The organism is Streptomyces sp. BL1 (assembly GCF_057628045.1).
Window position 1 is genome coordinate 245664 of the sequence record NZ_JBXYWZ010000002.1, and the last position, 14277, is coordinate 259940.

The 14277-nt window shown below is 71.3% G+C and carries 11 protein-coding genes; 10 read left to right on the forward strand and 1 reads right to left on the reverse strand.

The features are described 5' to 3' along the window. The first annotated feature begins 67 nt into the window (after nt 1-67). The 5 genes from AC3AGO_RS01300 (at nt 68) to AC3AGO_RS01320 (ending at nt 7737) form a co-directional block, all read left to right on the forward strand. On the forward strand, nt 68-2338 hold the full coding sequence (locus AC3AGO_RS01300; RefSeq protein ID WP_487818198.1) for a heavy metal translocating P-type ATPase: 2271 nt from the start codon (nt 68-70) through the stop codon (nt 2336-2338). Between the two features lie 295 nt (nt 2339-2633). Beyond that, nucleotides 2634-2852 carry a hypothetical protein gene (locus AC3AGO_RS01305; protein ID WP_487818199.1) on the forward strand — a complete coding sequence of 73 codons (219 nt, stop codon included), beginning with the start codon at nt 2634-2636 and terminating at the stop codon, nt 2850-2852. Further along, entirely contained in the window at nt 2839-4227 is a 1389-nt protein-coding gene (locus tag AC3AGO_RS01310; protein WP_487818200.1) for an amidase, read from the forward strand. Before AC3AGO_RS01305 ends, AC3AGO_RS01310 begins: the two co-directional genes overlap by 14 nt. 529 nt (nt 4228-4756) lie before the next feature. After that, on the forward strand, nt 4757-7135 hold the full coding sequence (locus tag AC3AGO_RS01315; RefSeq protein ID WP_487818201.1) for a molybdopterin cofactor-binding domain-containing protein: 2379 nt from the start codon (nt 4757-4759) through the stop codon (nt 7133-7135). A gap of 125 nt (nt 7136-7260) precedes the next feature. Continuing rightward, entirely contained in the window at nt 7261-7737 is a 477-nt protein-coding gene (locus AC3AGO_RS01320) for a (2Fe-2S)-binding protein (RefSeq protein ID WP_487818202.1), read from the forward strand. Between the two features lie 65 nt (nt 7738-7802). On the opposite strand, the gene AC3AGO_RS01325 is transcribed toward AC3AGO_RS01320, so the two are convergent. Beyond that, entirely contained in the window at nt 7803-8570 is a 768-nt protein-coding gene (locus AC3AGO_RS01325; RefSeq protein ID WP_487818203.1) for a L,D-transpeptidase family protein, read from the reverse strand. 399 nt (nt 8571-8969) lie between these two features. On the opposite strand from AC3AGO_RS01325, the gene AC3AGO_RS01330 reads away from it, so the two are divergent. From AC3AGO_RS01330 to AC3AGO_RS01350, 5 genes are all read left to right on the forward strand, one after another. Then, on the forward strand, nt 8970-11207 hold the full coding sequence (locus AC3AGO_RS01330; protein ID WP_487818204.1) for a glyoxal oxidase: 2238 nt from the start codon (nt 8970-8972) through the stop codon (nt 11205-11207). Between the two features lie 47 nt (nt 11208-11254). Continuing rightward, entirely contained in the window at nt 11255-11671 is a 417-nt protein-coding gene (locus AC3AGO_RS01335; RefSeq protein ID WP_487818205.1) for a nuclear transport factor 2 family protein, read from the forward strand. Nucleotides 11672-11823: 152 nt separating this feature from the next. After that, entirely contained in the window at nt 11824-12480 is a 657-nt protein-coding gene (locus AC3AGO_RS01340) for a maleylpyruvate isomerase family mycothiol-dependent enzyme (RefSeq protein ID WP_487818206.1), read from the forward strand. Nucleotides 12481-12592: 112 nt separating this feature from the next. After that, nucleotides 12593-13516 (forward strand): LLM class F420-dependent oxidoreductase, encoded by a 924-nt coding sequence (locus AC3AGO_RS01345; protein WP_487818207.1) that lies wholly within the window; start codon nt 12593-12595, stop codon nt 13514-13516. Between the two features lie 164 nt (nt 13517-13680). Next, entirely contained in the window at nt 13681-14259 is a 579-nt protein-coding gene (locus AC3AGO_RS01350; protein WP_487818208.1) for a hypothetical protein, read from the forward strand. Nucleotides 14260-14277 lie beyond the last annotated feature (18 nt).

The window sequence follows — 14277 nt, forward strand, 5'->3', positions numbered from 1 at the left end:
GCGCCTGACCCGAGCGGGGCGGCCGGGGCCACCCCACTCCCCCACCGGAGAGCCACGAGGAGCAGACATGACCACCACCCCACCCCGCACAGCCGAGGCCGAACTCGCCATCGGCGGCATGACCTGCGCCTCGTGCGCCGCCCGGATCGAGAAGAAGCTCAACCGCATGGACGGGGTCGAGGCGACCGTCAACTACGCGACGGAGAAGGCGAAAGTCACCTATCAGGACGGCGACGTCTCCGTACGGGACCTGATCAGCACGGTCGAGGCGACCGGCTACACCGCACACGAGCCCGAGCCGCCCCGCGACGGGTCCGTAGACGGGACCGATGCGGCAGACGACGAGCCCGACGACGAACTGCGGTCGCTGCGGCAGCGGTTGGTGACCGCCGTGGTGCTCGCCGTTCCCGTCGTCGCGATGGCGATGGTGCCGGCCCTGCAGTTCGAGTTCTGGCAGTGGCTGTCCCTGACCCTGGCGGCGCCGGTCGTCACCTATGCGGCCTGGCCCTTTCACCGCGCCGCGTGGACCAACGCGCGGCACGGCGCGGCCACCATGGACACGTTGATATCGGTCGGTACGTCGGCCGCGTTCGCCTGGTCGCTGTGGGCGCTGTTCTTCGGCACGGCCGGCGAGCCGGGCATGACGCACCCCTTCGAGCTGACCATCGCCCGCACCGACGGCTCGGGCAACATCTACCTGGAGGCCGCGGCCGGGGTGACGGCGTTCATCCTCGCAGGGCGCTACTTCGAGGCCCGCTCGAAGCGCCGCGCGGGCGCAGCCCTCAAGGCGCTGCTGCACCTGGGCGCGAAGGATGTGACCGTCCTGCGCGACGGCCGCGAACAGACCGTCCCGGTGAGCGAGTTGACCGTCGGGGACCGGTTCGTGGTGCGGCCCGGCGAGAAGATCGCCACCGACGGCACCGTCGTGGAGGGCGCGTCCGCGGTGGACGCCTCCATGCTGACGGGCGAGTCCGTACCCGTCGAGGTCGGCGCCGGGGACGGCGTCATCGGCGCCACGCTCAACGTCGGGGGCCGCCTGGTCGTCGAGGCCACCCGGATCGGCTCCGACACCCAACTGGCGCGCATGGCCAAGCTGGTGGAGGACGCGCAGAACGGGAAGGCCGCGGCGCAGCGGCTCGCCGACCGCATCTCCGCGGTCTTCGTGCCCGTCGTGATCGCCCTCGCCCTGGGCACGCTCGGCTTCTGGCTCGGCAACGGCGCGGGGCTCACCGCGGCGTTCACAGCGGCCGTCGCCGTACTCATCATCGCCTGCCCCTGCGCCCTCGGGCTGGCGACGCCCACCGCGCTGATGGTGGGCACCGGGCGTGGTGCCCAGCTCGGCATCCTCATCAAGGGCCCGGAGGTCCTGGAGACCACCCGGCGCGTGGACACGATCGTGCTGGACAAGACCGGAACGGTGACCACGGGCAAGATGACGCTGCTGAACGTGCACACGGCGGACGGCACCGACAAGGCCGAACTGCTGCGCCTGGCAGGGGCGTTGGAGAACGCCTCCGAGCACCCCATCGCCCGCGCCGTCGCCGACGGTGCGGAAGCCTCGGCGGGCGCGCTGCCCGTACCGGAGGACTTCGCGAACGTGCCAGGGCTGGGCGTCCAGGGCATCGTCGAGGGCCACGCGGTGCTCGTCGGCCGCGAGAAGCTGCTCGCGGACTGGGCGATCACGCTGCCCGACGCGCTGCAGAAGGCCAAGGCGGACGCGGAAGACGCCGGCCGGACGGCGATCACGGTGGCCTGGGACGGCGAGGCGCGCGGCGTCATCGCGGTGGCCGACGCGGTCAAGGACACCAGCGCCGAGGCCATCGAGCGGCTGCGTGCCCTGAGCCTCACGCCGGTCCTTCTCACCGGAGACCACGAGGCGGTCGCCCGGTCGGTCGCGGCGGAGGTCGGTATCGACGGCGACAACGTGATCGCCGGCGTCCTGCCGGAGGACAAGGCCGAGGTGGTCAAGCGGCTCCAGGCGGAGGGCCGTTCGGTCGCGATGGTCGGCGACGGCGTCAACGATGCGGCGGCGCTCGCCCAGGCCGACCTCGGGCTGGCGATGGGCACCGGCACGGACGCGGCGATCGAGGCCGGCGACCTCACGCTCGTACGGGGCGACTTGCGGGTGGCGGCCGACGCGATCCGGCTCTCGCGCCGCACGCTCGGCACCATCAAGTCCAACCTGTTCTGGGCCTTCGCCTACAACGTCGCCGCGCTGCCGCTCGCCGCGGCGGGCCTCCTCAACCCGATGATCGCCGGCGCCGCGATGGCCTTCTCCTCGGTCTTCGTCGTAGCCAACAGCCTCCGACTTCGCGGCTTCCGCCCCTCGGCCGGCTGATCCCTATCCCCGTGGTGCCGGCTTCGCGTCGCGCGAGGCCGGCACCGCGGCTGTTGGCCCAGCCGCCCGGCCGCGGGACGCCGACGGCCCGAACCGCGGGCACGGCCCCGGTGCGGAACCCGAGCCATGCACCGGGCCCCCACCCCGCAGGCGCCCCCACCTCCCCCTCGCGGCCGCCGCTCGCAGCGCAAACGCTTCATCTTTGCGTTTACAGGTCGCGTGCCGTAGCGTCCATTCACGCAAACATTTTGCTTTTGCGGGGGCCCAGGCGCCCGCTCTGTTGAAGGGACGTGTCGTGACCAGCGCAGATCTCCTCCCCAGTGAGGCCGCCCGAGGGGCCCTCCGGGCCGGGCTGTCCCTTGCCGACGAGCGGCTCGATCTCGTCGCCGCCACGGCGAACCACATTCAGAGCGTGGTCGGTGTCCTGCGCGAGCTCGACTTCGCGGAGACCGCTCCGGCGTCCAACCGCCGCGCCGTGACCGTGGAGGAGGTGCGGACCGTTGCAGCCGCATGAGCTGACGCTCGCCGCAGCGGCGCGGGCCCTCGCGAGCCGGGAGCTCTCCCCCGTCGACCTGACCGAGTCCGCTCTGGGGCGGATCGGCGCCGTCGAGGAGGATCTCGGCGCGTACGTGAGCGTCTTCGCCGACGCCGCGCGCCGGGCCGCCGCGCAGGCGGAACGCGACATCGCGGCGGGCGCGTACCGGGGCCCGTTGCACGGCGTCCCGATGGGTCTGAAGGACCTGATCGACGTCGCGGGGATACCGACGACGGCCAGTTCCCGTGTACGCGAGGGGCACCCCGCGGCCGAGCGCGACAGTACGGTCGCGGCCCGACTCCACGGCGCCGGCGCGGTGTTGCTGGGCAAGACCCACACCCATGAGTTCGCCTACGGGCTGACCACGCCGCAGACCCGCAACGCGTGGGCGCGGGACCGGGTGGCGGGCGGTTCCAGTGGCGGCTCGGCCGTCGCGGTCGCGGCGGGCGAGGCGACGTTCGCGCTGGGGACGGACACCGGCGGTTCCATCCGCGTACCGGCCGCGCTGAACGGTGTCGTGGGACTCAAGCCCACGTACGGGCTCGTCCCCGAGGAGGGGGTGACGTCCCTGTCGTGGTCGCTCGATCACGTCGGGCCCCTCACCCGTACCGTCGAGGACGCCGGGCTCGTCCTCGACGCCCTCCTCGGGCAGACGGCCAACTCCCCGCTACTGCAAGGGAGTCCAGCTACCCCGGACCGCGGTGAGGAGGATCTGACCGGTCTGCGCGTCGGCGTCCCCCGCACCTACTACTTCGACCGGGTCACGCCCGAGGTGGAGCAGGCGGTACGGGCGGCCATCGGCCGGCTGCGTGACCTCGGGGCGCAGCTCGTGGACATCGACATCCCCATGACGGAGTACGTGCAGGCCACGCAGTGGGGGCTCATGGTGCCGGAGGCCACGGCGTACCACGAGCGGACGCTGCGTACGTCTCCCGAGCTGTACTCCCCCGATGTCCGCGTCCTGCTGGAGGCCGGTGAACTCCTCCCGGCGGGCGACTACTTGCGGGCCCAGCGCGCCCGTACGCTCATGCGCCGCGCCTGGACCGGGCTCTTCGACACGGTCGACGTCATCGCCGCGCCCACCGTTCCCTCGACTGCCGCGCGCCGCGACCAGGAAACGGTGCAGTGGCCGGACGGCACCGTGGAGAGCGTGTCCGACAGCTACGTACGGCTCTCGGCCCCGGCCAACATCACCGGCATGCCCTCCCTTTCGGTGCCGGTCGGAACCGACAGCGCGCACCTGCCGATCGGCATGCAGCTCATCGGCAGGCCCTTCGCGGAGTCCACGCTCCTGAGGACGGGCCGCGCCTACGAGGCGAGCCGGCCCGCGCCGCTCGTGCCGCTCGCCGCGTGACGCACGCCTACCGGCGAGGTGTGGGCAGCTGGTCCGCCCTGGGGCGGAACGGGTGGGCGCACCGGACCGGCGCCCGCCAGGTTCGTCCCCACGCACCCAACTCACGCGCCGCCGTGAGGGGCGCGCCCCGCACAGGCTCCGCAGCCTGTCACAGGAGCGCCTGGCAGCGCGGCAGTTGGGTGCGGGGAGACAGATCTCGCGGGTGCGGTCCGGTGTGCCCACCCGTTCCGCCCCTTGGGCGGACCGCGTGCCCACACCTCGTGGAGGTCGCCCATCGGGCGAACGTCGCACACGAAGGCGGGACATCGTCTCTGCAACTGTGTTTGACCTGTGGAGTTTTCACTCTCGCCGCTTCCCTCCCGGCCGGAGGGCCCTACGCTGCCCCGGGTGATCGACGGAATCCGCTGCCGTCTTCGCACGCGGGCCTGCCGGCCAAACGCATCCGTCCCGGTGACGGGTCCGGCGGCAGGGTCAGGGGCACAACCGGTGCCCCACGGTTCGCTGTTCAGGTTCTCCGGGAGGAATTCGCATGGCTGAGGCCGGCCGCACGCCGCAGAGTCCGGAAGCAGCGTCCCCGGACGCCGGCTCGCCGGACGCGACCTCCGCCGTACGGGAGGGCCCGGGGCGCCGCCGCGTGCTCGGCTATCTGCTGGCGGCGCCCACCCTCGCGGTGGGCGTACGGCTGGGCGCGGACACGGCGGGCGGCACGTCCGCCGAGGCGGCGATACCCTCCCCGCCGCAGCCGGAGAACATCATCGACCTCGGTGACATGCAGAACCTCGCAGCCGCCCCGACGGCCGGGCTGATCACGGTGCAGGTGCACGCCGACGGCACCGCCTCGTTCGCCGTGCCCCGGGCCGAGGTGGGCCAGGGCATGACCACCGCGGTCGCGATGATGATCGCCGAGGAGATGGACCTGCCGCTGGACAAGGTCACGGTGACGATGGCCGACGCCCGGCCCGAGCTGCTGATGAACCAGCTGACCGGCGGCTCCAACTCGATGCGCAGCATCTACCGCCCGGTGCGCACCGCGGCGGCCGTCGCCCGCCAGCGGCTCATCGCAACCGCGGCCGAGCAGTGGGGTGTTGCGGCCTCCGAGCTGACCACGGCGGACGGCGTGATCACCCACGGTTCCGGCCGTACGGCGAAGCGCGCGGCGTACGGTTCGCTGGCGAAGGCGGCGGCCAGTACGCGGACGACCGCGGCCCACGCCCGGCTGAAGTCGCCGGAGGAGTTCACCGTACTGGGCACGCCCCGCAACCGGGTGGACGCGCTCGCGGCGGTCACCGGCCGCAAGACGTTCGGCACCGACCTCCAAGTGCCGGACGCCAAACCGACGATGGTGCGCAGACCGCCGACGATCAACGGGACGGTCGAGGCCGTACGCAACGCCGATGTGGTCGAGAAGATGCCCGGCATCACCGACGTGGTGACCGTCGAGCACGGAGTGGCCGTACGCGGCGCGACGTTCGGCCAGTGCATCGACGCACTGCGGGCGCTGGAGGTGACGTGGGGCCCGGGCACCGTGGACGGGGAGTCGGACGAGACGGTCCTGGCCGAACTGCGGCACGCTACCCCGCCGTTCGCCGTGCCGAAGGTGCCGGGCGGGACGGTGGAGGCCGAGTTCACGTTCGCGTTCGCCAGCAACAGCCCGCTGGAGCCGGACAACGCGGTCGCCGACGTACGGGAGGACCGGGCCGAGATCTGGTCGAGCCTCAAGGTGCCCATCGTCGCGCAGCGGGACATCGCCACCCTGCTGGGGCTGCCGCAGAAGGCGGTCACCGTCCATGTGGTCGAAGGGGGCGGCTCGTTCGGGCGGCACCTCTTCCACGACGTGGCCGCCGAAGCCGCCGAGATATCGCAGAAGATGGGCAAGCCGGTGAAGCTGTCGTGGTCGCGTACGGACAGCGTCCGGCAGGGACGTACGCATCCGATGTGCGTCTCGCGTGTGCGGGCCACTCACGGGCGCAACAACGTGATCAGCTACGAGCAGCGGCACACCAGCGCGCAGACCGACTTCGGCCACGGCCTCGGTGAGATGATCACGTCGACGGCGGCGAAGCTGCCCGTGGCGGGCAATCTGACCTTCGCCGAGACGATTTTCGAGCTGACCCAGACCTCGCCCTATGACTTCGGCGCCACCACGCAGCTGCTGAACGAGGTGCCGCTGAAGTTCAACACCGGCAGTATGCGCAACATCTACTCGCCGAACGTGGCCTGCGCGCGGGAGCTGATCGTGGATCAGCTGGCGGAGCGTACGGGCCGGGATCCGGTGGAGTTCCGCCGGGAGTTCCTCAAGGACGAGCGGCTGCGGGCCGTACTGGACAAGGCGGTCGAGGCCGGCGAGTGGGGCCGGGACCTGCCCTCCGGGATGGCGCAGGGTGTCGCGCTGCACACCGAGTACCGGGGCGCGGTCGCCACGCTTGTCGAGATCGACTGCCGTCCGGAGACGGTGAACCGGAAGGTACGGAACGGGGTGACGGGTCCGCGCGTCACCAAGGCGCTGATGGTGGTGGACGCGGGCTTCGCCATCAACCCCCGCGGTCTGGAGGCGCAGATGATGGGCGGCTTCAACGACGGGCTCGCCATGGCCCTCACCTCCAGCGTGCACATCGACAAGGGCCTTCCCTTGGAGGGCAGTTGGGACAACTACTTCTACACGCGCCAGTGGAACACGCCGCTGGACCTGCGTGTCGTCGTCATGCCGACGACGGGTGAAAAGCCGTCCGGTGCGGGCGAGTTGGGCGTGGCGCCCGCGTTCGCCGCTGTCGCGTGCGCGTACGGGAGGGCCACCGGCAAGATGCCGACCAGCTTCCCCATCAACCACGGCACGCTCAGTTTCGAGCCGATGCCGCGCCAGCCGTCCACCCCGCAGTCCCCCACCGACGGCCTCGACCGCGCGTACTGACCGCGTACGGCTGCCTGTTGCGCTTCTGCCCGTCGCGGCCGCCCTGCCCCCGTTCCGTCCGTCCCCATCCCCCGTCCGCGTACGGCCCGACCGTGCCGTACGGCCCGCACTCCCCGAGGAGCCCCGTGTCCAGCCACACCTTCCACCTGAACGGCAAACAGATCACGGTCGAGGCCGAGGACGACGTACGGCTGCTGTGGGTGCTGCGCGACCTGCTCGGGGTGACCGGGCCCAAGTACGGGTGCGGCATCGGCGTGTGCCAGGCGTGCACGTCCCACCTCAACGGCAAGGCGGTCAACCCGTGTTCGGTGCCCGTCTCCAAGGTCCGGCCCGATGACGAGGTGACCACCATCGAGGGTCTGCCCGCCACCGTCGGCAAGGAGCTGCACCCCATGCAGGAGGCGTGGCTGGAGCGGGATGTGGCGCAGTGCGGCTACTGCCAGCCGGGGCAGATCATGGCCGCCGTCGCCAAGGTCCGGCAGGCGGCGGAGGCGGGCCGGGAGATCGGCGACGACGATCTGGACGAGATCCGCAACATCTGCCGGTGCGGCACCTATACACGTATCCGCGAGGCCGTGAAGGCGGGCGCCGCGAAGATGTGAGCGGGCCCGGCGCGATGTGCGCCGGGCCCGCGACGGCCTTCCCTGATGCCGTGTCGGTGGTCGGCTCAGGTGCCGGGCTTGTTGCCGTAGACGAAGACGTCGTCGCCCTTGGACAGCATCTTCCAGTACGTCTTGGCGTCGGCGGGCCGCATGTTGATGCAGCCGTGCGAGCCGGGCTGGGAGTGCACGTCACCCGGGATGGAGTGGAAGGCCTCGCCGCCGTCGAAGAACTGGCTGTAGGGCATGGGCTGGTGGTACAGCGAGGACACCTGGTCCTTGTTCCGCAGGTAGATCTTGTGCAGACCGGTACGGGTCTCGTTGCCGTCCCTGCCGGTGCGGACCGGGACCGGCCCGTACACCCGCTTCGAGCCGTCCTGGATCCAGCTGACCTGCTGGGTGAGGTCGATGCAGGCGATGCGGCCCTTGTTCGTCGGGCAGCCGGACGTGGCGCTCTTGCCGGCGGCCTTCAGCTGCTTCATCGCGTTCCAGGTGGCGGGGCCCGCGTACCCGGCGTCCGGCGATATCCCGTGCGTGGTCTGGAACGTCCGTATCGCGGAGCAGTCCTTGGCCGACTGCTTCCCGTCGGCGTGCAGCCCGAGGAACTTCTCGACCTTCTTCTGGTGCGGCCCGGTCTTCGCCGTACACGACGCCGACCTCACTGCCGACTTCGCCGACGACGCTGCCGGCTTCGCAGCCGTCTTCGCGGACGAGCCCGCCGCCTGCGCCGGTGCCGTGCCGAGGCCGAGCGCCAGGGGCGCGGCGAACCCCGCGAGGCCGACCGCGACCCCGGTGGTCGAGAGGGTACGGCTGCGCATGCCCGATCGTGCTCGCATGGTGGTGGTTCTCCTTGTCTCCCCCTGTGCCGGCTCCCCCGCCGGCAAGTACGTGGTCGAGTGGTCTGCCCCTCCGGGGCGCGCCCCTGCCCGGAGTGGACGTGGCCACACGTTCGCGTGGTTGCCCGATTCGCCGTGATCATTCCGGCCGTCGGCGGGGCATCCGGCAACACGCCCGGCACCTCGGTCCGTTATGGCGCAAACCGTCGGACACGTCACACCGGGGCGTTCCGGCGCACGGCCGGAGGCGACCCGCCGGGGCCCGCACCCCTGCGCCCTCCGGGTGAATTAGCAAACTCCAGACGGTATGTCACGGCATGTCGGATTTGCTGCGGCCAGGATGGTGCCCAGCCGGAGGCTCTCCGTCTCCGGGCACGCCTCAGCTGGAGAGTGAGCGTCATGGCCGGTCCCGGGGTCCCGGAGGTCAACCGTCGTACGGTGGTGGGCGCGGCGGCGCTCGGCACCGCCGGAGCGCTGCTGGCGGGGAGCGCGCAGGCCGCGCCGCCGCCCGGCCCCCGCGGCCCGTACGCCACCGTCGACGTGACCCGCTCCGCCGCGGGGCAGCGGCACCTGCTGCGACTGCGGCTGGACCCCGCCCGCGGCGAGGTGAAGGGCGAACCGGTCGCGCTGCGGCTGCGCTCCACCCGCCCCGGCACCTCACAGCTGTCGGTACGCAGCACCACAGGGCGCACCTCCGTCTCCACCGAGCGCGGCGGCACGAAACGGGCCCGCGAGGTACGGGTCGAGGTGCGCCCGGGCGTCGACGCGGTCGTGTGGGTCAGCGCCCTGTCGGTGGGCGAGCCCCTCTCCCCCGCGGACCGTCTCCTCGTCCGTACCCCGGACGGCGAGGTGCCGGTGGAGGTGTGGACGGAGCCGGCCGGCGGCGAGTGGCGGCCGGCGGGCAAGGACGGAAAGAGCGCGCTGGACCTGGGCATCGTCGCCGTCCACGCGGCACATCTGCGCAAGGGCGACAGCAGCGAGGACCTGTTCTGGTCGCCGCCGCGGCAGCAGCACGGCGACGGCGCGCCGAAGGCCGATCCGCGGCACAAGGGCCAGTGGCTGTGGAACCTGCACAAGCTCGACGACGTCGAGTCCCGCACCCTCGACGTCGGCACGCTGCGTACGCGCGCCCGCCCGATGGACGCGGCACGCGGCCCGGCGAAGGTGAACATCTTCTGCGGCGGCGCGGCCCATCTCCCCGACGGGCGGCTGCTGATCGTCGGCGGGCACATCGTGCACCCCGAGCACGCGGACCCGGACAAGCGCAATTCGCAGCACATGTTCGTCTACGACCCGGCACCCGACACGGGCGGCTGGCGCAGGCTCCCGCAGGACCTGCTGCGTGCCCGCTGGTATCCCACCGTCACCGCGCTGCCCGACGGGCGGATGCTCATCGCCGGCGGCAGCAGCGAAGTACTCGAGGGCAACGAGGACGCCGACGACGCCGTCCACGGCTTCTGGAACAGCGTCAACAACGACTACGAGATCCTCGACCCGGCCACCCTGCGGCGTGTCGACACCGGCAGCGTCGCCCTCGTCGACACGGCGCGCATCCCCGCTGTCGAGGAACGCGCCTCCCGGCAGCAACTGGCCACGTATCCCAACGTGTTCGTCATCCCGCAGGGCGTGGACGGCACCTGGCTGGCGCTCGTCGAGTCCAACCGCGGCTGGCTCACCCGCTACCACCCGCGCGAGACCAATCCGCTGGAACGGGCCGACGTCGTGCACACCATGCACACGCGCGGCTCGCGCAGCTACCCCACGTACGGCTCGGCCGTACTGCTTCCGCTGCGGCCCGGCGAGACGCGCGCCCGCGTCCTCGCCGTCGGCGGCCAGCACGAGGACTTCACCGAACACCGGTCGCTGAGCGAGTTCCAGCCGACGACCGCGAGCGTGGAGATCCTCGACATCGACACCGCGCGCGAACTGACCATGCAGCCGGGCTGGCGGCGCGTCCAGCCGCTGCACCACAAGCGGGTCCTGTGCGACGCGACGCTCCTGTCCGATGGGCGCGTGCTCGTGAGCGGCGGCGCGCAGAAGGGCTGGGGCAACCAGAACCACGACTTCGTGTACACGGCCGAACTCTTCGACCCCGACACCGAGACCTTCACCCTCGCCGCCACCGCCACGACCGACCGCCGCTACCACGCGACAGCCCTGCTCCAGCCCGACGGCACGGTCCTCAAGGCGGGCAGCACCGGCGGCTACGACGACACCCGCACCGCCGACGGCCACTACAAATACCTCAACGTGCATACGGACGCCGAGCGTTACTACCCGCCGTACCTGTGGCGCGGCCCCCGCCCGCGGATCCTGGAGGCCAAGAAGGGCGGCGGCGCGGTGCTCCGCCACGGCCGCGCCTTCACCCTCCGCGCCACGGGCCCCGGCCTCGGCACCCAGAGCCGCGCGGCCCTCATCCGCTTCGGCTCCACCACCCACGGCAACGAGATGGACCAGCGCTACGTCTGGCTCCACACCCACCCCCACCCCGCCCCCGTCGCCCCTTCCCCGGTCCGGGAATTCACCGCCACGCTCCCCGCCAACAAGGCCGCGGCCCCACCCGGCGACTACTTCCTCGTCCTCGTGGACGACGCGGGAGTCCCCTCGGAAGGGGCAACAGTCCGCGTGGCGCTGTGAGTTGAGCCCGCGCGGGACAGCCAGGGCCGCAAAAGTACAGTTCGGGCATGAGCGATGACCGTGCGCAGATCCAGGACCTCAACAGCCGCTACGCGATCACTTTCGACTCCGGGCAGCTTGACGAGTCCGTCGACTGCTGGGCCGAAGACGGCATCCTGGACGAGACCGAAACCGGCTTCGGCCTGTTCGAAGGCCGCGAGGCGATCCGCGCCTTCTTCCGCGACACCCTCATGGCCAACTCCAGGAACGTCGTCCACATGATGTTCAACCACCTGATCACCAGCATCGAGGGCGACCATGGTGAAGGCAGGGTCAACTGTCTCGTCGAGATCGTGAAGATCGACGGCAGTTACGCCCGCGCTCACGTCACGTACAGCGATCGCTACGTCCGCGTCGCAGGCGAGTGGAAGTTCGCCAGTCGCGTCATCACCTCGTCCTTCCCGCACGACGCACTCACGAGCTGACGCCCGGGCAGCCGATACGGACCACCCTGAAGGTCAGTAACTTGCTCCACTGACGGGCAAGTTGGGCTCTGTGCGGCGCACAGCGCGATTCCTTCTGCCCGTCGGCAGGTTCTGGTCTTGGACTTCTGGGGTGCGGGTGGAAGGCTGGGGGCATGGGGACTACGGGGAACACGAGGACGCGCAGACCGGTGGGCGAGGTCAAGGCTGCCATCGCGGGCGAACGACGGGACATGGCAAAGCTGTTGGACGGCTTGCCCGAGGGGGCGTGGGACGCGCCGTCGTTGTGCGCGGGGTGGCGTGTGCGGGAGGTGGCAGCGCACATGTCGCTGGGCTTCCGCTACTCGCTGGCCCGCACCATGTGGGAGCTCGTCACCGCGCGGGGCAGCCTTCACCGGATGACCGACCGGTGCGCCCGCAAGGACGCGGCCGCCTTCCCGCCGAGCGAACTCGCCGCGGCGCTGCGGGACAACGCGACCCACCCGTGGAAGCCTCCCGTGGGCGGAATCGAGGCGGCGCTCGGGCACGATGTGGTGCACGGGCTGGACATCACGGTCGCGCTGAGTCTCGAACGCCGCGTTCCCGAGGACCGGTTGCACATCCTGCTGGAGAACGTCGACGCCAAGAGCCTCAAGTTCTTCGGCGCCGACCTCGACGGCGTGTCCCTGCACGCCCACGACCTCGACTGGACGTACGGCACAGGAACGCCCCTGCACGGCGCGGCGCAGGACCTCCTCCTGCTCACGTTCGGCCGCCGGCTTCCCGACGGCCGCCTCCAGGGCCCCGACGCGGCCCGTTTCACCATGGCGTAATACCCGGCGCCATGGTGCGCGGTGCTTACGCAGCCCCCTCCCGCAACACGATCGCCACGGAGCCGCAACACCGGGGCGGAATCAGGGGCGGGCGGGGGAGGTTGGCGACTGCATGACTGTGGGAGTAGCACTCAACGCGACCAGCTCCGGCAACCAGGTCGACGACTCCGTACGGCTCGCACGGGAGGCCGCGGACGCGGGGCTGCGGTCGGTCTGGTTCGGGCAGACCTTCGGCGCGGACTCGCCGCAGCTCGCGGCGCTCGTCGGACGTGAGGTACCCGAGCTGCACGTGGGTACGTCCGCGATCCCCGTGTTCGGGCGGCATCCGCTGGTCGTCTCCAGCCTGGCGCAGACCGCGCAGGCGGCCACGCACGGCCGCTATCACCTCGGGCTGGCGGTCGGCACCAAGCTGCTGACGGAGACCGGGTTCGGCGAACCCTTCGAACGGCCCATCGGCCGGCTGCGTGAATTCCTCACCGTCCTGCGGCAGTTGATCGAAACCGGCCACTCCGACTTCCACGGCGAGCTGCTCACGGCGACCACGCCGATCTCCGCCCGGGTGCCGGGCGCCGAGGGCGGGGTGCCGCTGCTGGTCGCCGCGATGGGCCCGCAGGCGCTGAAAGCCAGCGGTGAACTGGCCGACGGGATCCTCCCGTACCTCGCGGGCCCGCGCGCGCTGTCCGAGCACATCGTGCCGGCCGTCACCGCGGCAGCGGAGGCCGCGGGCCGTCCCGCGCCGCGCATCGTGGCGCTCGTCCCGGGCGTGGTGACCGACGACGCGGCCGCCGCACGGGAGACGTTCGCCGAACAGCTCTCGTTCTACGAGCAGATCCCCTCGTACGCGCGGGCCATCGAACTGTCCGGCGGTCAAAGGGCGGTCGATCTGGCGGCCATCGGCAACGAGAAGGAGGTCGCCGCCGAAGTGCAGCGCTACCGCGACGCGGGCGCCACGGAAGTGGTCGTCACCAGCACGGAATTCACCGGGGACGCCGCCCGACTCCGCACATGGTCCCTGCTGGGAGAGCTCGCCGGCTGACCGTACGGGCGGTCCCCAGTGTCCGGTGAATGCCCGGGCGAACAGGCAAGTTCGAGGACCATTTCGACCTCCGGTCAAAGGAGGCAAGCTCACGGGACGCCAGTTCGCGACGACATGAGCCGATCGGTTTCTTCTTCATGCGGCTGACACGCCATGATGTTGCGGTGGCAGACCAAGCAGCCCTCTTGGGACTGATCGGCGCGCTCGGCGGGGCCATCCTCGGTGCCGGCGCAACACTCACCGTCCCCCTTCTGACGCACCGCCATGCCCGGCGCGAGCAACAACGGGTGCGCGGCGAAGCCGAGTTCGACCGGTTGATGGCCCTTCGCCAGACAACGCGCGAGGTGCTGATAGTCCTCGACGATGCACATCGCACGGTGCTGCTCCGTGAACCTCTGGACAGGGCAGCGTTCTCGTCCTCACTCGAAGCCGCGTTGGCAGAGATGAGGCGCTCGGCCGACAGGGCCGCAATCGACGGTCTCCGCTTCCAGCACACCCGCAGTACCCCGGAGATGCGCGGCTGGCAGCAACCGACACCGGAGACGGAGAGCATGCGCGGGCTCGTCGATACCGCCCACCGGATGGCGCGGAAGATCTCCGATGCCCACGAGCTGCAAGGCGACCTGGACCGGGAGACCGTCAACCGTCTGCGGCGCCAGTACAGGGCGGTCGAGAACTGCCGCCGTGCCCTGCTGGGGCGCCTGATGGAACGCATGGAGGAGCTGCGCATGCAGCTGAGCTGAGCAGGTCCAACTACTGCC

Excerpts from the sequence above, each read along its gene's own strand:
- AC3AGO_RS01340 (WP_487818206.1), top strand. The coding sequence starts at position 11,824 with ATGGGGACTACGGGGAACACGAGGACGCGCAGACCGGTGGGCGAGGTC.
- AC3AGO_RS01335 (WP_487818205.1), top strand. The coding sequence starts at position 11,255 with ATGAGCGATGACCGTGCGCAGATCCAGGACCTCAACAGCCGCTACGCG.
- AC3AGO_RS01315 (WP_487818201.1), top strand. The coding sequence starts at position 4,757 with ATGGCTGAGGCCGGCCGCACGCCGCAGAGTCCGGAAGCAGCGTCCCCG.
- AC3AGO_RS01345 (WP_487818207.1), top strand. The coding sequence starts at position 12,593 with ATGACTGTGGGAGTAGCACTCAACGCGACCAGCTCCGGCAACCAGGTC.
- AC3AGO_RS01300 (WP_487818198.1), top strand. The coding sequence starts at position 68 with ATGACCACCACCCCACCCCGCACAGCCGAGGCCGAACTCGCCATCGGC.
- AC3AGO_RS01330 (WP_487818204.1), top strand. The coding sequence starts at position 8,970 with ATGGCCGGTCCCGGGGTCCCGGAGGTCAACCGTCGTACGGTGGTGGGC.
- AC3AGO_RS01325 (WP_487818203.1), bottom strand. The coding sequence starts at position 8,570 with ATGCGAGCACGATCGGGCATGCGCAGCCGTACCCTCTCGACCACCGGG.